This is a genomic window from Lentzea flaviverrucosa (assembly GCF_003350445.1).
Taxonomy (GTDB): domain Bacteria; phylum Actinomycetota; class Actinomycetes; order Mycobacteriales; family Pseudonocardiaceae; genus Lentzea; species Lentzea californiensis.
Window position 1 is genome coordinate 23,527 of record NZ_QQAU01000023.1, and the last position, 17,907, is coordinate 41,433.

The following is a 17,907-nucleotide window of genomic DNA, read 5'->3' on the forward strand; positions in this document are numbered from 1 at the left end:
AGTCCCAGCTCCCCTGTCATCGGAGGCTGACGTGCACGGTCGCGTGTTCAGAGCTGTGACAGCCGTCGTCGTCGCGCTGCTCGCACTGGCGGCCGGTCCGCTGGTGTCACCCTCGGCGGCCGCACCGGCGTTCAACTACGGCGAGGCGCTGCAGAAGTCGGTCTGGTTCTACGACGCCCAGCGCTCGGGGAAGCTGCCCGCCGGCAACCGGGTGAGCTGGCGCGGGGACTCGGCGATGCGCGACGGTGCCGACGTCGGCCTCGACCTGTCCGGCGGCTTCTACGACGCCGGTGACCACGTGAAGTTCGGGCTGCCGTTCGCGTTCAGCGTGTCGATGCTCGCCTGGGGCGCCGTCGAGAACCGGACCGCCTACGCGGGCTCCGGCCAGCTCCCGCACCTCATGGCGAACCTGCGGCACGGCACGGACTGGATCATCAAGGCGCACCCGTCCCCGAACGTCGTCTACGGGCAGGTCGGCGCGGGCAACCCCGACCACGCGTGGTGGGGCTCGGCGGAGGTCATGCCGATGGCCCGTCCGTCGTACAAAGTGGACAGTTCGTGCCCCGGTTCCGACCTCGCCGGCGAGTACGCGGCGGCGATGGCGTCGGCCTCGATGGTCTTCAAGGACACCGACCCCACCTACGCGGCCACCCTCCTCACGCACGCCAAGCAGCTGTACACGTTCGCGGACACCTACCGGGGCAAGTACAGCTCGTGCATCACGGACGCCGCGAGCTTCTACAACTCCTGGAGCGGCTACCAGGACGAGCTCGTCTGGGGCGCGATCTGGCTGCACCGCGCCACCGGTGACGCGAGCTACCTGACGAAGGCGAAGGCGGAGTACCAGAAGCTCGGCACCGAGCCGCAGAGCACCGAACGCTCCTACAGGTGGACCATCGCCTGGGACGACAAGTCCTACGGCGCCTACGTCCTGATGGCGAAGCTGACCGGCGAGCAGACCTACGTCAACGACGCCAACCGCTGGCTGGACTTCTGGACCACCGGCTACAACGGCAACCGGGTGCGCTACTCCCCCGGCGGTCAGGCGGTCCTCGACAGCTGGGGTTCGCTGCGGTACGCCGCCAACACCGCGTTCGCCGCGCTGACCTACTCGGACTGGCTGTCCACCCGCGACAGTGCGCGCGCCAGGACCTACCACGACTTCGGCGTGCGGCAGATCAACTACGCCCTCGGCGACAACCCGCGCAACGCGAGTTACGTCGTCGGGTTCGGCGCCAACCCTCCGCGCAACCCCCACCACCGGGGCGCGCACGGTTCGTGGGCCGACAGCATCCAGGAGCCCGCCGTCAGCCGGCACGTGCTCTACGGCGCGCTGGTCGGCGGTCCCAGCACCAACAACGACGCCTACACCGACAGCCGCAGCGACTACGTGATGAACGAGGTCGCGCTCGACTACAACGCGGGCTTCACCGGCGCGCTCGCCCGCCTGTACGGGGAGTACGGCGGCACCCCGCTCGCCTCATTCCCGGCAGCGGAGACCCCGGACGGCCCCGAGCTGACCGTGCAGGCGTCGGTGAACCAGAGCGCCGCTCAGTTCACCGAGATCAAGGCCTTCGTGCTCAACAAGAGCGCGTGGCCGGCGCGGACGTTCAACGGCACCCTGCGCTACTACTTCACGCTCGACGGCGCCACCACACCCGGTCAGATCTCGATCACCACGAACTACAACCAGTGCGGCACGCCAGGAGCGCCGGTCCAGCACAGCGGCGCGGTGTACTACGTGGAGATCCCGTGCACCGGAGTGGCTCCGGCCGGGCAGTCCGCGTTCCGCAAGGAGGTCCAGTTCCGCATCACCAGCGCGGGCACGTGGGACCCGGCCAACGACTGGTCCCACACCGGCCTCGGCAGCGGCAACACCGTCGTCCAGACCGACCGGATCACGCTGCGGCAGGACGGGAAGACGTTGTGGGGGAACGAGCCCGGCGGCGCCGTGGAGGACAGCGAACCGCCGTCCGTCCCCAGTGGACTGACCGCCTCCGACGCCGGTCCGACGAGCGTCACGCTGAACTGGACCGCCTCCGCCGACAACGTCGCAGTGGCCGGGTACGACGTGCTCAGCGGCACTACCGTCACAGGAACGTCGACCACGACCAGTCTGCGGGTCACCGGCCTCACACCGGACACGCCGTACTCGTTCTCGGTGCGCGCCCGGGACGCGGCGGGCAACGCGTCCAGTGCCAGCACCCCGGTCAGCACGCGCACGCTCCCCGGCGTCGCCGCCACTCTCGCGGTGCAGCAGAAGGGATCCGGCTCGGCCACGTCGAACCAGATCGGCGCCACGCTCCAGCTGACCAACCGCGGCACGGCGCCGGTCAGCCTCACCACCACGACGATCAGGTACTGGTTCACCGGCGACGCACCGTCGGCGACGTACCAGGTGTGGTGCGACTGGGCTCAGATCGGGTGCGCCACCGTCCAGGTGCGCGTGGTCAAGCTCGCCACCGCGCGCACAGGCGCCGACGCGTACGTCGAGGTCTCCTTCAGCTCCGGCAGCCTCGCGGCGGGAGCGAGCACGGGCGAGATCCAGGTGCGGACAGCGAAGTCCGATTGGTCCTCTTTCAACCAGACCGACGACCACAGCTACCGGGTGAGCAACGCGCTCAGCGACTTCGACAGGGTCACCGCCCACACCGGCGGTTCCCTCACCTGGGGCACCGAGCCCTGACGAACTTCGGGGCGGGACGTTCTGCACGGCACAGGCGTCCCGCCCCGTTCCCACTTCGCGGTCGCGCTCTCACGAACCGGACACGCGGGCGTTTCGTCACATTCGATCTGACGGTCGCGGACTCCTACGATGAGCGTCATGACGGAGATCGACCGGCAACGACGGCCCGGCCCGCGGATCGAAGAGGTCGCCCGGCTGGCCGGAGTGTCCAAGTCGACGGTCTCCCGGGTGATCAACGGCGAGCAGTACGTGAGCGCCAAGGCACGCGACGCCGTGCACACGGCGATCACCCATCTCAAGTACAGCCCGAACCAGGCGGCCCGCTCCCTCGCGGGCAACAAGGCGAACGCCATCGCGTTGATCGTCTCCGAGCAGGGCAGCAGGGTCCTCGGCGACCCGTTCTTCGCGGGCGTGCTGCGCGGCGTGCACGCGGAGCTGGCCGGGCGGCGCATCCAGCTGCTGCTGATGCTGAGCCGGCCGGAGGACCACGACGACCTCCTCGCCTACCTGGCGGGCGGCCACGTCGACGGCGCGCTGCTGGTGAGCCTGCACGGCGACGACCCGCTGCCGCTCCTGCTCCAGGAGTACGGCCTGCCGGTGGTGGTCGGCGGCCGTCCGCTCGCCGCGGGCTCCGTCCCGTTCGTGGACTCGGACAACTTCACCGGCGGCCTCGACGCCGTGCGACACCTGGTCTCACTGGGACGCACGAGGATCGCGACCGTGGCGGGCCCGCGCGACATGGCCGCGGGTCTGGACCGGCTCAGCGGCTGGCGGCGGGGCCTCGGCGAGGCGAGGCTGTCCGCCGACCTCGTCGCGGAGGCCGACTTCACGCCGGAGAGCGGCGCCCTGGCCATGACGGAACTGCTCGACCGGGCCCCCGGCATCGACGCCGTCTTCGTCGCCGCCGACATCATCGCCCTGGGCGTGCTGCAGGTGCTGCACGCACGGGGCAGGCGCGTTCCCGAGGACGTGGCGGTCGTCGGGTTCGACGACTCGCTGCTCGCGTCGACCGCGACTCCCCCGCTCACGACCGTCCGCCAGGACGTCGAACAGCTCGGCCGCACGATGACGTGGCGGCTGCTGGGCGAGCTGGCGGGCGACGCCGGCCTGCCGCCCTCGCTGCTGCTGCCGACGTCTCTGGTGCGCCGCGCGAGCGCCTGAACCGACGCGCAGGCCGGGCACGGTGCCTGCTGGGCGCGGGCGGCTCCACCGGAGGCGGTGGCGAGCAGGACAGCGGGTGCCGGGTGCGGCGTGTGCCGAGCCGTCCGAGGCCCGGCTGAATGCGGTGCGCCGACGTCGTCTCGCCTGATGCAGTCTCACCGAACATCGCCCCACACCACCCTTTCCGGCCCAACGACGTCCTCCGAATGGCGCTGTACGCACAGACGCCATCCGCCACCTGACGCGTTTCCCGAGCGGACATGTCCACACCCGTCCCGACCACCCGCTCGACGCGGTCAGTGCCGGAAGAAGCACGCAGTGTTAACCCATCGGACACTTTTCCGGGAACGCTCCCAGGTTTCAAAACTGTGACCTGAGCCATGAACCCCGAGGTCACCACGCCGACCGGCGCCGAAAGCGCCTGGCACTGGCCGAAGTGTGTCTTGACACACGTTCGAAGCCGGGACGACACTCCTCGACGTCTGGGAGCGCTCCCAGAACCCGCCGCCGAGACCAGAGGAGTTCTCCCGTGCGACACCGTTGGATCAGCGTGCTGATCTGTGCCGCCGTGTCCGCCGCCGCCACCACAGCGTGCGGGACAGGTGGGGCCAGTCAGACCGCAGATGGAAACACCGAGCTGACGATCGCCACGTTCAACGAGTTCGGTTATGAGGAGCTGTTCAAGGAGTACGAGGCAGCTCACCCGGACGTCAAGATCACGCAGCGCAAGACCGGCCAGGGTCAGCCGCACCACCAGAACCTGTTCACCAAGCTGGGTGCGGGTTCCGGCCTCGCGGACATCGAGGGCGTCGAAGAGGGCTACCTCAGCCAGGTGATGTCGAAGGCCTCCCAGTTCAACGATCTCAAGGAGATCGGCCCGAAGATCGAGGACGGGCGCTGGCTGGACTGGAAGACCCAGGCGATGACCACCAAGGACGGCAAGCTCATCGGCTACGGCACCGACATCGGTCCGCTGGCCATGTGCTACCGCAAGGACCTGTTCGCGCAGGCCGGTCTGCCGTCCGACCCCGAGGGCGTCAAGGCGCTCTTCGCGACGTGGGACAGCTACTTCGCCGCCGGTGACCAGTTCGTCGCCAAGGTTCCGGGCGTCGCGTGGTTCGACAGCGCCGCGCAGGTCTACAACGCCATGCACAACCAGCTCGAGACCGGCTACTACGACAAGTCCGACAAGCTGGTCGTCGACACCAACTCCGCCATCAAGTCCAACTGGACCGCGGTGACCGGGGCCGTCGCGAAGGGACAGTCGGCTCGGCTCGGTGCGTTCAGCAACGAGTGGAACACCGGCTTCAAGCTCGGCAAGTTCGCCACCAAGACCTGCCCGTCGTGGATGCTCGGTGTGGTCGAGACGCAGGCCGGTCCCGAGAACAAGGACAAGTGGGCGGTCACCGACGCGTTCCCGAACGGTGGCGGCAACTGGGGTGGCTCGTACCTGAGCGTGCCGAAGCAGAGCAAGAACGCGAAGAAGGCCGCCGAGCTCGCCGCCTGGCTGACCGCGCCGGAGCAGCAGATCAAGGCGTTCAAGGCCAAGGGCACCTTCCCCAGCCAGACCAAGGCCCTCGAGGCGCCTGAGCTGCTGGAGCAGACCAACGCCTACTTCGGTGGCGTGAAGGCCGGCGAGCTGTTCGCCACGCAGGCCAAGAAGATCAAGGCAGCGCAGTACAAGGGTCCGGCCGACGGCCAGATCCAGGAGACGGTGTTCAGCCCGGCACTGCAGTCGGTCGAGCAGGGCAAGAACGCCGACGAAGCCTGGACGACCGCCGTCGAGGGCGCGAAGAAGGCGGCCAAGTAGTGACGGCCACTCTCTCCAAGGTTGACCGCGGGCGAGCGCAGGACGCTCGCCCGCGGCCTCCGCGGCGACACCGCATGTCCGATGTGGACGCCAAGATCTCACCGTACCTGTTCGTGGCACCATTCTTCGTGCTCTTCGGGGCGATCGGGCTGTTCCCGCTGCTCTACACGGCCTACGTCTCCCTGTTCGACTGGGAGGTCGGCGCCGACGAGCCCGGGTTCATCGGCCTGGAGAACTACCGCACGCTGTTCGAGGACGACCAGTTCTGGAACGCGCTGTTCAACACGTTCAGCATCTTCGTGCTCTCCAGCGGTCCGCAGATCGTCGTCGCCGTGGTCCTGGCGGCGCTGCTGAACGCGAACCTGCGGGCCCGCACGGGCTGGCGGATGGGCGTTCTGCTGCCGTACGTGGCGAGCCTCGTGGCGTTGACGATCATCTTCGGCAACCTGTTCGGCCCACAGTACGGCCTGGTGAACGACGTGCTCGGCATCGTCGGCATCGACCCGATCGACTGGCAGGCCAGCACCTTCGGCAGCCACGTCGCCATCGCGTCGATGGTGAACTGGCGGTGGACGGGCTACAACGCGCTGATCATCCTCGCCGCGATGCAGGCGATTCCGCGTGACGTCTACGAAGCCGCGCTGGTGGACGGCGCGAGCGCGCTGCGGCGCTTCTTCAGCATCACGCTGCCGATGCTCAAGCCGACGCTGATCTTCGTGATCGTCACCTCGACCATCGGCGGTCTGCAGATCTTCACCGAGCCGAAGCTGTTCGAGCCGTCCGGCGGCAGCGGCGGCGGCACGGAGCACCAGTACCAGACCGTCGTGCTCTACCTGTACCAGTCGGCGTTCCAGGGCCTCGACCTCGGTTACGCCTCCGCCATCGCGTGGGTGCTGTTCCTGATCGTGATCGCCGTCGCCGGCCTCAACTTCTTCATCACCAGGAGGGCCGTCCGATGATGAAACGACCTTCCTTCGCGATCTACGGGATCCTCGGCGCGTTCGTGCTCGGCTCCGCCTTCCCGTTCTACTGGTCGTTCCTGGTCGCCAGCCGGGACAACTCGGTGCTGACCGGCGACTTCACGCTGATCCCCGGTGGGAACTTCTTCTCCAACGCGGCACGGGTGTTCGACACCGTGCCGTTCTGGAAGGCGCTGGGCAACAGCTTCGTCGTGTCCGGCACCGTGACGTTCTCGGTGGTGCTGCTCTCGACGCTGGCCGGCTTCGCGTTCGCCAAGCTGCGCTTCCGCGGCCGGGGCGTGCTGTTCCTGTTCGTGGTGGCGACGCTGGCGGTGCCGACCCAGCTCGGGATCATCCCGCTGTACATGGCGATGGCCGAGTTCGGCTGGGCCGGCAGGCTGGAAGCCGTGATCGTGCCGAACCTCGTCACGGCCTTCGGCGTGTTCTGGATGCGCCAGTACCTGCTCGACGCCATCCCCGACGAACTCGTCGAGGCGGCGCGGATGGACGGCTGCAGCCTGTGGCGCGCGTTCTGGCACGTCGCACTGCCCGCCGCCAGGCCGGCCGCCGCGATGCTGGGCGTGTTCACGTTCATGCAGTCCTGGAACGACTTCCTGTGGCCGTTGGTCGTGCTCAACGCCGACAACCCGACGCTGCAGGTCGCGCTGGAGAAGCTGCAAAGCGGCTACTACGTCGACTACTCGCTCGTTCTCGCCGGAACCACGCTCGCGACGGTTCCGGTGCTCATCGTCTTCCTCGTGCTCGGGCGGCAGATCGTCGCCGGTGTGATGCAGGGCGCCGTCAAGGGGTGAAAATGGAGAACATTGTTTTCCCGCAGGGTTTTCTGTGGGGAGCCGCGACCGCCGCGTTCCAGGTGGAAGGTGCGACCGACGTGGACGGCCGCACAGACTCCATCTGGGACGAGTTCTGCCGTCAGCCCGGCAAGGTGGTGGGCGGTGACTGCGGTGAACCCGCCGCCGACCACTACCGGCGCTTCGAGCAGGACGTCGCCATGATGGCGGACCTGGGACTCAAGGCCTACCGGTTCTCGATCGCCTGGCCGCGCGTGCGGCCGGACGGCGGGAAGGTCAACCAGGCTGGGCTCGACTTCTACCAGCGGTTGATCGACTCGTTGCTGGCGCACGACATCGTGCCGTGGCCGACGCTGTACCACTGGGACCTGCCGCAGAAGCTGGAGGAGGTGGGCGGCTGGGCGAACCGTGACACCGCGTTCCGGTTCGCCGACTACGCGGCCGCCACCGTCGAGGCGCTCGGCGACCGGGTCGGCACCTGGACGACCATGAACGAGCCGTGGTGCTCGGCGTTCCTCGGCTACGCGGGCGGGAACCACGCCCCCGGCCGCACGGAGCCGGCCGCCGCCGTCGCGGCCGTGCACCACCTGCTGCTCGCGCACGGGCTCGCGGCCGACACCATCCGCGCCGCCCAGCCGGACGCCAAGGTGGGCATCACGCTCAACATGTACCCGATCATCCCCGTGGACCCGGGCAACCCGGCGGACCTCGACGTCGCGCGCAGGCTCGACGGTCTGCAGCAGCGGATCTTCCTGGACCCGTTGCTGCGCGGGGAGTACCCGGCCGACATCCTCGCGGACCTCGAGCCGTACGGGTTCGGCGAGCACATCAAGGACGGCGACCTCGGTGTCATCTCGGGGCCGATGGACATGCTCGGCGTCAACTACTACACCGAGCACTACGTCAGCTCGACGCCCAACGGTGAGGCCGGTCCGTCACCGTGGGTCGGCGTGCAGCACGCCTCGTTCCCGGCCAGGGACGCTCCCATGACGGACATGGGCTGGGAGGTCAGGCCGGACGGGCTCACCACCGTGCTGATGCGGGTGCACCAGGACTACCCGCGGCTTCCGTTGTACATCACGGAGAACGGTGCAGCGTTCCGCGACGACTTCTCCGGCAACGGTGCGATCGACGACGTGGACCGCACCGGTTTCATCGCGTCCCACCTGCGCGCCGCCCACGCGGCGATCGAGGCGGGCGTGGACCTGCGGGGCTACTTCTGCTGGTCGCTGCTGGACAACTTCGAGTGGGCAGAGGGGTACGCGAAGCGGTTCGGCATCGTCCACGTCGACTACGACACGCAGATCCGCACGCCGAAGATGAGTGCGAGGTGGTACAGCAGGGTGGCGCGTGACAACGCGCTGGTAGCCGTCTCATGACAGAAGGCAGGAGTCGGCGCCCCGGCCCGCGCATCGAGGAGGTCGCGCGCGTGGCCGGGGTGTCGAAGTCGACCGTCTCCCGGGTGATCAACGGCGAGAAGTACGTGAGCGAGCGGTCCCGCCAGGCGGTGCACCGTGCGATCGCCATGCTCGGGTACAGCCCCAACCACGCCGCGCGCACCCTCGCGGGCAGCAAGGCGAACGCGATCGCCCTGGTGATCTCCGAGCAGGGCAGCCGGGTGCTCGCCGACCCGTTCTTCGCCGGGGTGCTGCGCGGGGTGCACGCGGAGCTCGCGGGACGGCACGTCCAGCTCCTGCTGATGATGAACCAGCCGCTCGACGGTGAGGACCAGATCGCGTACCTCACCGGCGGGCACGTCGACGGCGCCCTCGTCGTGAGCCTGCACGGCGAGGACCCGTTGCCCAGGACGTTGCACGAGACGGGGCTGCCCATCGTGGTGGGCGGCCGTCCGCTCGCGGGCGGCTCCGTCCCGTTCGTCGACGCGGACAACTTCAACGGCGCGCTCGGCGCCGTCCGGTTCCTCATCTCCCTGGGCCGCGAGAAGATCGCCACGATCGCCGGCCCGGTCGACATGGCGGTCGGCATGGACCGGCTGAGCGGCTGGCGGTGCGGGCTCGCCGAACACGGCATGCCCGTGGACCTCGTGGTGCACAGCGACTTCACGCCCGACAGCGGCGCGCTCGCGATGGAGGAGCTGCTGCGCAGGGCACCCGACCTCGACGCGGTCTTCGTGGCGGCGGACATCATGGCGCTGGGCGCGTTGCGGGTGCTCCAGGAGCGCGGCTACAAGATCCCCGACGACGTGGCGGTGGTGGGCTTCGACGACTCCGTGCTCGCGTCGACGGCCGTGCCGCCGCTCACCACCGTGCGGCAGGACGTGGAGGGGTTCGGCCGGGCCCTGACGTGGCGGCTGCTCGCGGAGCTGGCCGGCGAGGAGAAGCTGCCGCAGTCCATGCTGCTGCCCACCTCACTGGTGCGCCGTTCGAGCGCGTGATCGTGCTTGTACCCCAACGGTTCGATCGCCCCGCGTCGAATCGACTCGAACCCATTCGCGGCGGAAGTAATTCCTCCCGGGCCTGAACCAGAGCCAGGACCAGGCCGTATTACGACATGCGAGTGGGAGAGAGCGGGGGTTGCGGATGCAGGCGGGCCGATTCTTCGACGATTCACCGGACGACGGTCCGGAACTGCCGGACACAGCGGTGCTGCGCGTGTTGTGGATGACCGCGCAGGGAATGGTGTGGCCGTGGTTGCTGCAGAGCATGTGCCGGCGTGACGCCATCGAGCACGCCCTGAAGAGCGAGCTGATCTGGGCGCCGGTCGGCGACCACCTCGGCTACCACATCACGGACGCCGGGCGGCGGCGCATCATGGACTGGTACCAGGAGAACCGCCCCGGCACCCAGGACGACTCCGCGCACTGGCGCGCAGTCACGATGCGCTGATGTCCCTCGGCCGCGGTGCGGCCGAGGGACATCAGCGTCGTGTGGTCAGACGGTGGCGGCGGTGCGAGCGGCGAGGCCTTCGACCACCGCGGCCAGCTTCTCGGTGACCTCGGGGTCGTCGACCGGGTGGAGCTCGGCGAAACGCACCACCGACTCGGGGATCGAGAGCGTCAGGTCCTCGGCGACCACGCCACCGGCGATCTTGACGGCCTTGCGGGCCTCGTCCTGCGCCCACACGCCGCCGTACTGGCCGAACGCGGTGCCCACGACGGCGACAGGCTTGCCGGACAGGGCGCCCGCGCCGTAGGGGCGCGACAGCCAGTCGATGGCGTTCTTCAGCACGGCGGGGATCGTGCCGTTGTACTCGGGCGACACCAGCAGCAGGGCGTCCGCCTCGGCGGCGGCCTCCCGCAGCCGGGTGGCGGAGGCGGGCACGCTGCCCTCGGCGTCGATGTCCTCGTTGTAGAACGGCACGGTGTCCAGACCCTCGAACAGGCCGACCTCGACGTGCTCGGGCGCGATCTGGACCGCCGCCTCGGCAAGCCTGCGGTTGTGCGATCCCGAACGAAGGCTGCCGACGAGCGTGAGGATGCGAACGGCCATGGAGCGACTCCCAGGTGCGTTGTGTGCTTGAACGACTACACGCTAAACGGGACGCGGCCCGGTTATCTTCCGGATACGCTGACCAGGTGATCGACGGCACATCCCTGTCCCTCGCCGACGCCGAGCCACAGCTGCGCGCGGACGCCGTGCGCAACCGGGCGTTGCTGCTGGAGGCCGCCGCCCGGCTGGCGGCACGACGGGGTGCGGCGGCGATCACGATGGAGTCGGTCGCCGCCGAGGCCGGGGTCGGCAAGGGCACGGTGTCGCGGCGCTTCGGTGACCGCAACGGCCTGATCCGGGCCCTGCTGGACCGCTCGGAGAGCCAGTTCCAGGAGGCGTTCCTCAGCGGACCGCCGCCGCTCGGACCGGAGGCGGACGCGGCCACGAGGCTCAGGGCGTTCGGCCCGGCCCTGCTGCGCCACGAGCACGCCGACCTCGAGCTCTACCTGGCGGCCGAACCGTCGCCGAGCCGCCGGTTCGCGGTCCCGGCCCGGCAGTTGCGGCACCGGCACGTGGCCGTGCTGGTGCGCGCGCTCCTGCCCGCCGCCGACGCCGAGCTGCTCGCCCACACCCTGCTGGCGTCGGTGGACGTCGTGCTGACCGACCACCTCGTCCGCGGCCACGGCATGCCGCTGGCACGGGTCGAGGCCGGGTGGCACGACCTCCTCGACCGGCTCCTGACCTGACCGCTACCGCTCCAGGCGGCTGGGATCCCCGACGTCGCTGCGGCGGACCAGCCAGGCCTCGGTGATGTGCGTGAACATGGCCTCGGCGGCACCGGCGGGGTCGCGGGCGGCGATCCGTTCGCAGACGCGGCGGTGACCTTCGTTCGAGGCGGCGCACAGGGCTCGGTCGCTGCGGCCCGTGTAGCGGGCGGTGTTGATCACCTGGCTCTCCAGCGCGCGCACCACCCCCCTGGCGATGCGGTTGCCGGAGGCCCGCATGATCCGGTCGTGGAAGAGCTGGTCCTGCTCCCGGTAGGCGTCCGGGTCGCCGGTCAGCCGGTCCATCAGCTCCACGAGGTCGCGCAGCGCCGTGACCGTGGCCTCGTCGGCGGTGCGGGCCGCGGCCTGGGCCATGTCCGACTCGAGCAGGCGCCGGGTGACCACCAGGTCGTCGAGCACGGCGAGCGTCTCGTCCTCGGCGACGACGGCTCCCAAGACGAGCTCGTCGAGCACGTTCCACGCCGACGGCGGGGTGACCTGGGTGCCCGCACCCTGGCGCACCTGCACCAAACCCTTCTCCTGCAGCACTTTCACCGCCTCGCGGATGACGGTCCTGCTCACCGAGAAAGCCTCGCACAGCGCCGGTTCGGGAGGCAGGGACGTCCCGGAGGGGTGGTCGCCGCGCACGATCCGGCTCACCAGCTCGGCGGTCACCGCGCTGGCCAGACTCGCCGGCCTGCGCACCCAGCTCGGGGTGGCGGCGGCCGGTCTCGGGCCTGACGCGGTCATCGATCCTCCGGTCGCGTCGTGCGGGCAGGTGCAGCGAGGGTACTGCAGAACGGGCGATTGACGTAATACGTCATACGACTTACGTTCACGGCACCCCGTCGGGAACGACGCAGCCCGGCGCCCTCTCGGGAAGAGAAGTGAGCCAGCGATGAAGCAGCGCACGCTCTGGTCCGCCGCCCTGGTCGTGGGGCTGACGCTGACGGCAGGATGCGGCAGCGCGTCCGGGCCGGGCTCCTCGACCGGCTCGAGCGACAAGCTCGTGGTCTGGGACTGGAAGTCCGGTGACGCCAAGGCCGCCGCCTACGTGGAGAAGGCGAAGGCCGACTTCGCGAAGAAGCACCCCGGCGTGGCCGTCGAGTTCGTCGCCCAGCCGTTCGACCAGTACTACACCCTGCTCGGCGCGGCCATCCAGGCCGGCAAGGGTCCCGACGTCGTGCTCTTCAACGGTGGCGGGCAGATCCGCGACCGTGCCGCCGCGCTCGCCCCGATCGACACCTACGTCGCCGACGACCGGCAGCGGCTGGCCGGCTGGGACGCGTTCACCAAGGACGGCAAGACCTACGCCGCACCCGTGACCCTGCAGGGCCATCCCGTCTACTACAACAAGGACCTCTACGGGAAGGCCGGCCTCGACCCGGACGCCCCGCCGAAGACCTGGGACGACTTCGTCCGGAACTGCGGTGTGATCGCCGCGAAGACCGGCGCGAAATGCCTGGCACAGGGCAACAAGGAGGGCTTCGGCATCCAGTTCTTCCTGTCCGCCATGGGATCGGCGGTCCTGACACCGCAGGAGTACGACGACTGGATCGCCGGGAAGCGCGACTGGGCCTCGGCGGACGTCAAGCGGGTCTTCGAGCTGTGGAAGCAGACCGCCGACTCCGGCCTCAACACCGACGGTGCCAACTCCACGGCGATGTTCAACGACGCGTTCGCGCTCTTCAACTCCGGCAAGGCCGCCCACGTCATCGGCCTGATGTCGGACGTCGGGCACTGGAAGGACTTCGCCGAGTTCCTCACGCCGGAGAAGCTCGGCGTGATGCGGGCGCCCGTCGTCACCACCGCGGCGAAGCCGAGCCTGCCGTTCGACGGAGGCATCGGGTACGCGGTCGCGAAGTGGACCAAGGACCCGAAGCTGGCGGCGGACCTGGTGCGCTCACTGACTTCCGCCGACGCGCTGAAGGCGTTCTACGCCGACGGCGGCGCCATCGCGTCCGATGCGACGATCGAAGTCTCCTCAGGCGGGCCTGCCGTCAAGGCGATCGTCGGGGAGATCAAGGCGGGCAAGCCCGCATTGCACGTCGCCCTGTCGTCCAAGACCCTCGACCTGATGGGACGGCTCTCCCAGCAGCTCCTGAGCGGATCGGCCACAGTGGACGACGCGGTGGCGCAGCTGGCCGCCTCCGACAAGACCGGCTGACGCCGTGGCGGCACCCACGCTCTCCCCCGCGCGCCCGGCTCCGGCCGGGCCCGCGAGGCCGCGCCGGTCAGGCTCGCGGGCCGAGCGCCTGGCTCCCCTGGTGCTCGTGGCACCGGCCGTCCTGATCATCATCGGGCTGCGGCTGTGGCCGTTGGTGCTGGGCGTCAACTTCTCGTTCACCGGCGACGGTGACCGCGACGGCGTGATGGTCGGCCTCGACAACTACGCGACCCTGTTCGCCGATCCGCTGTTCCGCACGGCCCTGCGCAACGTCGGGCTGCTCGTCCTGCTGCTCCCGGTGGCGGTGGCGATCCCCGGCCTCCTCGCCACGTTGATCTACCTGCGCGTACCGGGACACCGGCTCTACCGCGGCGTCTACTTCTTCCCCGCGGTGCTCTCCCCGGTGATCGTCGGCGCGATCTTCACGCTGCTGCTGGCGTTCGACGGTCCGCTCAACGGGTTCCTCGGCGGTCTGGGGATCGGGCCCGTGGACTGGCTCGGCGATCCCGACGTGGCGTTCTTCGTGGTCGTCGCGGTGCACGTCTGGGCGACGTTCGGCATGGCTCTGGTCGTCTTCCTGGCCGGGTTCGCCACCCTCGACCAGTCGCTGCTCGACGCGGCGAAGATGGACGGCGCGTCGTTCCCGCAGACGGTCCGGCACGTGATCGTCCCGGGCCTGACGCGCACGATCCAGTTCGTCTTCGTCACCACCATGATCGGCATGCTGACCTCGATGTTCGGCCTGCTCTACGTGATGACGAGCGGCGGGCCGGAGGGGTCGACGTACCTGCCCGAGTACTACATCTGGATCCAGCAGGGCCGGTTGAACCAGCCCGCGCTCGCCTCCGCGGCCTCGACCGCACTGTTCCTGATCATGCTCGTGGTGGGACTGGCGCAGATCGCGATCCTGCGCCGCGCCGCCGGCAAGGAGGACTGATGTCCGGCACTCGGCCGGCCAGGTGGGTGGCCGCCGTCCCGATGGCCGCGCTCGCCGCGGCCACGGTCTACCCGCTGGTGTTCACCACCAACGTCGCCATGAAGACCCGGCGCGAGTACGTCCTCGACCGGTTCTCCCCGGCGGACTCGTTCAGCCTCGACAACGTCGTCAGGGCGTGGACGAGTGTCGGGATGTCCCGGTACTTCCTGAACTCCGTGTTCGTCGTGGCGTGCTCGGTCGCACTGCTGCTGTTGTTCGGCTCGATGGCGGGCTTCGCGTTGGGGCGATTGAGGTTCCGCGGCTCGTCCGCGCTCTTCCTGGGGATCCTCGCGGCGTTGTTCGTACCGTTCCAGGTGATCATGGTGCCGCTGGCGCGGACCATGGCGGACACCGGTCTCATCGACACCTACCCCGGCCTGGTGCTCGCGTACGTGGCGCAGTTCCTGCCGTTCACGATCTTCCTGCTGACGAGCTACTACGCCACCGTGCCGGCGGAGATCGTCGACGCCGCGCGCATCGACGGGAACTCCGTCTACGGGGTCTACTGGCGGATCATGCTCCCGATCGGCGCGCCCGCGCTGTTGTCGGTCGGTGTGCTCAACGCGTTGTTCTGCTGGAACGACGTGCTCATCTCGTTGCTGATGATGCCGTCCGCGGAGCACCGCACGCTCATGGTCGGTGTCACGTCGTTGCGCGGGCAGTACTCCGACGACATCCCCACGTTCGCCGCGGGTGTGCTGATCGCCGCGGTCCCGGTCCTGGTCGTCTACCTGTTCCTGCAACGCCAGATCGCCGACGGTGTCACCGCCGGGTCCACGAAGGGCTGACATGCGCATCACTGGCTACCGGACGCTCACCACGGTCCAGGACTGGGGGCGTCCGGTCGGCGACGCCAACGGCGTGATCCCCGACGGCCTCGTCCGGATCCCGATCGTCGTCGTGGAGACCGACGAGGGTCTCACCGGCGTGGGACTCGGCCCGCACGTGGAGATCGAGGCCGTCTTCGCCGCCATCGAGGGCGAGGACCCGCGCTGCGTCACCGCCCTGTACGACCGGATGCTGCGCCGGATGTTCAAGGCAGGGCACTCCGGCGCGGTGTTCGGCACCATCGGCGCGTTCGACAGCGCGCTGTGGGACATCAAGGCCCAGGCGGCGGGCGAACCGCTGTGGCGGTTGCTCGGCGGCCGCGACCGCCGCGTGCCCGCCTACGCCTCAGGTCTGGACATCGCGCTGACCGACGAAGAACTCGTTGCGGTGTACCAGATCTACGCCGATCACGGGCTGCGCGCGGCGAAGATCAAGGGCGGCCTCGACGTGGACCGCGACCGGCACCGCCTCGGCCTCGTGCGGGACGTCCTGACGGATGCGGGAGGCGGTGCACGGCCGGGCCTGATGCTGGACGTCAACGAGACCTGGACGCGCAAGCAGGCGGTCCGCTACGTCGCCGAGCTCGAACGGACCTTCGACCTCACGTGGGTCGAGGAACCCGTACGGCGCTGGGACGTGGAGGGCCACGCCGCGGTCGGGCGCGGGATCCGCGCCTCCGTCGCCACCGGCGAGAACCTGACCGGGCTCGAGCAGCACCGCCCGCTCATGGCGGCCGGCGCCGTCGACGTCGTGCAGACCGCCGGAGTCTGGGGCATCACCCACTTCCTCCGCGTCGCCGCCCTGGCGCACGCCCACGACCTGCCGGTGAGCCCCATCGGCACCAGCCCGATCGGCCTGCTGCACGGCGCCACGTCGGTGCCGAACCATCTGGTCAGCGAACTGCAGGACCTGCGGCCCGCGGTGGGCGTCTCACTCGACCTGCACGTCGAGGACGGCGCCTACGTCCTCGGCGACAGCCCCGGGCTGGGCGTGCGGCTCGACGAGGAGACCATCGCCGCGTCGAGCCACCTGCTGCCCCACCCGGCGGCCGGCGGCACGCACATCCGGCCAGAGCACGCGGGACGGCGCCTGTACGCGGTGGAGGCGGGCGAGGAGAGCCCCGTTCTCAACGCCGGGGTGTAGCGGGGCTTTCGACCTCCCCGGCGAGCAGGAGGTAAGCACCGGCCGTCCACGCGTAGGCGCGGTCGCGCAGCCCCTCGCCCGTGAGCGCGTCGAAGTTCTCCGCGAACCCGGACTCCTCGCACGTGGCCCGGAACCGCACGCTCACCTGATCCGCAAGCTCCACCGCGCCGCCGCGGCGCGGGCCGTGGCCGGCGCCCACACCGGTCCGCGCCAGTAGCCGTCGGGCTCGTAATAGGGGGAGTTCGGCTCCTCCGTGGTCCAGGCCGACGGGCGTGAGGTGCGTGGCGACACCGGCGCACAGGGCGTCGAAGACCTCCCGCGGCAGGTGCTCCCCCGGAACCCCTACCAGCGTGCTTTCCCGAACAGGTTCGTCACGGCGATGCTCAAGAACAACGGGACCTCGCGGTTCGCCGTCAAGGGAGCCAACGCGCAGTCCGGCGGCGTGACGACGTTGTGGGACGGCGCGCTCCCACCCGGCTACAGCCCATGGAGAAGCAGGGCGCGATCATCCTCGGCAGCGGCGGGGCCTGCTGCAAACCGGACGGTGGCACCAACCTGAGCGCGGGCACGTTCTACGAGGGCGCGACGGTGTCGGGCCGCCCCTCCGACGCGACCGAGAACGCGGTGCAGGCGAACATCATCGCGGCCGGCTACAGCAGCGGCGGCTCCGGTGCCACCGGAGCGATGCGTTCAGTCGCCGCCGGCCGGTGCCTGGACGTCAACGCGGGCAGCACCACGGCGGGGACACCACTGCAGATCTGGGACTGCAACGGCGGCACGAACCAGACGTGGACACGCACCGCCTCCGGTCAGCTGACCGTCTGCAGTGGAGACTCGACCCGGTGCGCGGCCGCGTCCGGCACGCGGACCGGCGCCGCGGTGGCGATCACGGCCTGCGACGGCGGAGCCGGACAGCGCTGGCAGTTCAACGCCAACGGCACCGTCACCGACGCGCAGTCGGGCCTCTGCCTCGACGTGAACGGGGCCGCCACCGCCAACGGCACGAAGACGATCCTGTGGACGTGCCACGGCGGCGGCAGCCAGCAGTGGACGACCGGGCGACGTGCCTGCACCGGCGGTCGTACCAGGCGGTTCGAGTCGAATCGACCGTCGAAAGCGGGCCGGTGAACGAACGGGGCTTGTAGCCGTCGGCGAACTCGGCCTACGGTCTGGGAGCGCTCCCAGATCGACCGTCGACGAGGACGGAGAACC

18 protein-coding genes and 1 pseudogene are annotated in these 17,907 nt (G+C 69.7%); 15 read left to right on the top strand and 4 right to left on the bottom strand.

What is annotated here, in order from left to right; genetic code table 11:
• Positions 1-43 precede the first annotated feature (43 nt).
• From DFR72_RS43765 to DFR72_RS43800, 8 genes are all read left to right on the top strand, one after another.
• Positions 44-2,686, top strand: coding sequence for a glycoside hydrolase family 9 protein (locus tag DFR72_RS43765; RefSeq protein WP_090065188.1), 2,643 nt, complete (start codon positions 44-46; stop codon positions 2,684-2,686).
• A gap of 138 nt (positions 2,687-2,824) precedes the next feature.
• On the top strand, positions 2,825-3,847 hold the full coding sequence (locus DFR72_RS43770; RefSeq protein ID WP_425459951.1) for a LacI family DNA-binding transcriptional regulator: 1,023 nt from the start codon (positions 2,825-2,827) through the stop codon (positions 3,845-3,847).
• 529 nt (positions 3,848-4,376) lie between these two features.
• Positions 4,377-5,657 carry an ABC transporter substrate-binding protein gene (locus tag DFR72_RS43775; RefSeq protein WP_090064635.1) on the top strand — a complete coding sequence of 427 codons (1,281 nt, stop codon included), beginning with the start codon at positions 4,377-4,379 and terminating at the stop codon, positions 5,655-5,657.
• Positions 5,657-6,616 carry a carbohydrate ABC transporter permease gene (locus DFR72_RS43780; RefSeq protein ID WP_245984051.1) on the top strand — a complete coding sequence of 320 codons (960 nt, stop codon included), beginning with the start codon at positions 5,657-5,659 and terminating at the stop codon, positions 6,614-6,616. Before DFR72_RS43775 ends, DFR72_RS43780 begins: the two co-directional genes overlap by 1 nt.
• Entirely contained in the window at positions 6,616-7,428 is an 813-nt protein-coding gene (locus DFR72_RS43785) for a carbohydrate ABC transporter permease (protein ID WP_342768732.1), read from the top strand. Before DFR72_RS43780 ends, DFR72_RS43785 begins: the two co-directional genes overlap by 1 nt.
• 2 nt (positions 7,429-7,430) lie before the next feature.
• On the top strand, positions 7,431-8,807 hold the full coding sequence (locus tag DFR72_RS43790; RefSeq protein ID WP_090064638.1) for a GH1 family beta-glucosidase: 1,377 nt from the start codon (positions 7,431-7,433) through the stop codon (positions 8,805-8,807).
• Positions 8,804-9,823, top strand: a complete 1,020-nt coding sequence (locus DFR72_RS43795) for a LacI family DNA-binding transcriptional regulator (protein ID WP_090064639.1) — start codon at positions 8,804-8,806, stop codon at positions 9,821-9,823. Before DFR72_RS43790 ends, DFR72_RS43795 begins: the two co-directional genes overlap by 4 nt.
• Before the next feature lie 145 nt (positions 9,824-9,968).
• Positions 9,969-10,274 carry a hypothetical protein gene (locus tag DFR72_RS43800; protein ID WP_090064640.1) on the top strand — a complete coding sequence of 102 codons (306 nt, stop codon included), beginning with the start codon at positions 9,969-9,971 and terminating at the stop codon, positions 10,272-10,274.
• 45 nt (positions 10,275-10,319) lie between these two features.
• Here DFR72_RS43800 and DFR72_RS43805 read toward each other — a convergent pair whose 3' ends face one another.
• Positions 10,320-10,877: an NAD(P)H-dependent oxidoreductase gene (locus DFR72_RS43805; protein ID WP_090064641.1), complete on the bottom strand. Its 558-nt coding sequence runs from the start codon at positions 10,875-10,877 to the stop codon at positions 10,320-10,322.
• Positions 10,878-10,963: 86 nt separating this feature from the next.
• On the opposite strand from DFR72_RS43805, the gene DFR72_RS43810 reads away from it, so the two are divergent.
• On the top strand, positions 10,964-11,563 hold the full coding sequence (locus tag DFR72_RS43810) for a TetR/AcrR family transcriptional regulator (protein ID WP_090064642.1): 600 nt from the start codon (positions 10,964-10,966) through the stop codon (positions 11,561-11,563).
• Between the two features lie 3 nt (positions 11,564-11,566).
• On the opposite strand, the gene DFR72_RS43815 is transcribed toward DFR72_RS43810, so the two are convergent.
• Positions 11,567-12,331 (bottom strand): FadR/GntR family transcriptional regulator, encoded by a 765-nt coding sequence (locus tag DFR72_RS43815; protein WP_090064643.1) that lies wholly within the window; start codon positions 12,329-12,331, stop codon positions 11,567-11,569.
• Between the two features lie 148 nt (positions 12,332-12,479).
• Between DFR72_RS43815 and DFR72_RS43820 the strand changes: the two genes are divergently transcribed.
• Genes DFR72_RS43820 through DFR72_RS43835 form a run of 4 tightly spaced genes read left to right on the top strand, consistent with a single transcriptional unit; the run spans position 12,480 to position 16,695 of the window.
• Positions 12,480-13,748 carry an ABC transporter substrate-binding protein gene (locus tag DFR72_RS43820; protein WP_090064644.1) on the top strand — a complete coding sequence of 423 codons (1,269 nt, stop codon included), beginning with the start codon at positions 12,480-12,482 and terminating at the stop codon, positions 13,746-13,748.
• Positions 13,749-13,752: 4 nt separating this feature from the next.
• On the top strand, positions 13,753-14,685 hold the full coding sequence (locus tag DFR72_RS43825; RefSeq protein ID WP_090064645.1) for a carbohydrate ABC transporter permease: 933 nt from the start codon (positions 13,753-13,755) through the stop codon (positions 14,683-14,685).
• Entirely contained in the window at positions 14,685-15,512 is an 828-nt protein-coding gene (locus DFR72_RS43830; RefSeq protein ID WP_090064646.1) for a carbohydrate ABC transporter permease, read from the top strand. Before DFR72_RS43825 ends, DFR72_RS43830 begins: the two co-directional genes overlap by 1 nt.
• A 1-nt stretch (position 15,513) precedes the next feature.
• Entirely contained in the window at positions 15,514-16,695 is a 1,182-nt protein-coding gene (locus DFR72_RS43835; protein WP_090064647.1) for a mandelate racemase/muconate lactonizing enzyme family protein, read from the top strand.
• Here DFR72_RS43835 and DFR72_RS47365 read toward each other — a convergent pair.
• Both DFR72_RS47365 and DFR72_RS47370 read right to left on the bottom strand, forming a co-directional pair.
• A complete protein-coding gene (locus DFR72_RS47365; RefSeq protein ID WP_245984053.1) occupies positions 16,679-16,840 on the bottom strand; it encodes a hypothetical protein in 162 nt (53 codons plus the stop codon). The two genes, DFR72_RS43835 and DFR72_RS47365, sit on opposite strands and share 17 nt — an antisense overlap.
• The gene (locus DFR72_RS47370; protein ID WP_245984066.1) at positions 16,837-16,986 is read right to left on the bottom strand and encodes an MGH1-like glycoside hydrolase domain-containing protein; all 150 of its coding nucleotides are present in this window, start codon (positions 16,984-16,986) and stop codon (positions 16,837-16,839) included. Before DFR72_RS47370 ends, DFR72_RS47365 begins: the two co-directional genes overlap by 4 nt.
• Before the next feature lie 88 nt (positions 16,987-17,074).
• Here DFR72_RS47370 and DFR72_RS47805 point away from each other — a divergent pair.
• Positions 17,075-17,292, top strand: a pseudogene (locus DFR72_RS47805) (arabinofuranosidase catalytic domain-containing protein); the annotation flags it as partial.
• Between the two features lie 87 nt (positions 17,293-17,379).
• Positions 17,380-17,823 carry an RICIN domain-containing protein gene (locus DFR72_RS43850; protein ID WP_090065189.1) on the top strand — a complete coding sequence of 148 codons (444 nt, stop codon included), beginning with the start codon at positions 17,380-17,382 and terminating at the stop codon, positions 17,821-17,823.
• Positions 17,824-17,907 lie beyond the last annotated feature (84 nt).

Excerpts from the sequence above, each read along its gene's own strand:
- DFR72_RS43815 (WP_090064643.1), bottom strand. The coding sequence starts at position 12,331 with ATGACCGCGTCAGGCCCGAGACCGGCCGCCGCCACCCCGAGCTGGGTG.
- DFR72_RS43820 (WP_090064644.1), top strand. The coding sequence starts at position 12,480 with ATGAAGCAGCGCACGCTCTGGTCCGCCGCCCTGGTCGTGGGGCTGACG.
- DFR72_RS43850 (WP_090065189.1), top strand. The coding sequence starts at position 17,380 with ATGCGTTCAGTCGCCGCCGGCCGGTGCCTGGACGTCAACGCGGGCAGC.
- DFR72_RS43800 (WP_090064640.1), top strand. The coding sequence starts at position 9,969 with ATGCAGGCGGGCCGATTCTTCGACGATTCACCGGACGACGGTCCGGAA.
- DFR72_RS43770 (WP_425459951.1), top strand. The coding sequence starts at position 2,825 with ATGACGGAGATCGACCGGCAACGACGGCCCGGCCCGCGGATCGAAGAG.
- DFR72_RS43790 (WP_090064638.1), top strand. The coding sequence starts at position 7,431 with ATGGAGAACATTGTTTTCCCGCAGGGTTTTCTGTGGGGAGCCGCGACC.
- DFR72_RS43830 (WP_090064646.1), top strand. The coding sequence starts at position 14,685 with ATGTCCGGCACTCGGCCGGCCAGGTGGGTGGCCGCCGTCCCGATGGCC.
- DFR72_RS43795 (WP_090064639.1), top strand. The coding sequence starts at position 8,804 with ATGACAGAAGGCAGGAGTCGGCGCCCCGGCCCGCGCATCGAGGAGGTC.
- DFR72_RS43805 (WP_090064641.1), bottom strand. The coding sequence starts at position 10,877 with ATGGCCGTTCGCATCCTCACGCTCGTCGGCAGCCTTCGTTCGGGATCG.
- DFR72_RS43785 (WP_342768732.1), top strand. The coding sequence starts at position 6,616 with ATGAAACGACCTTCCTTCGCGATCTACGGGATCCTCGGCGCGTTCGTG.
- DFR72_RS43835 (WP_090064647.1), top strand. The coding sequence starts at position 15,514 with ATGCGCATCACTGGCTACCGGACGCTCACCACGGTCCAGGACTGGGGG.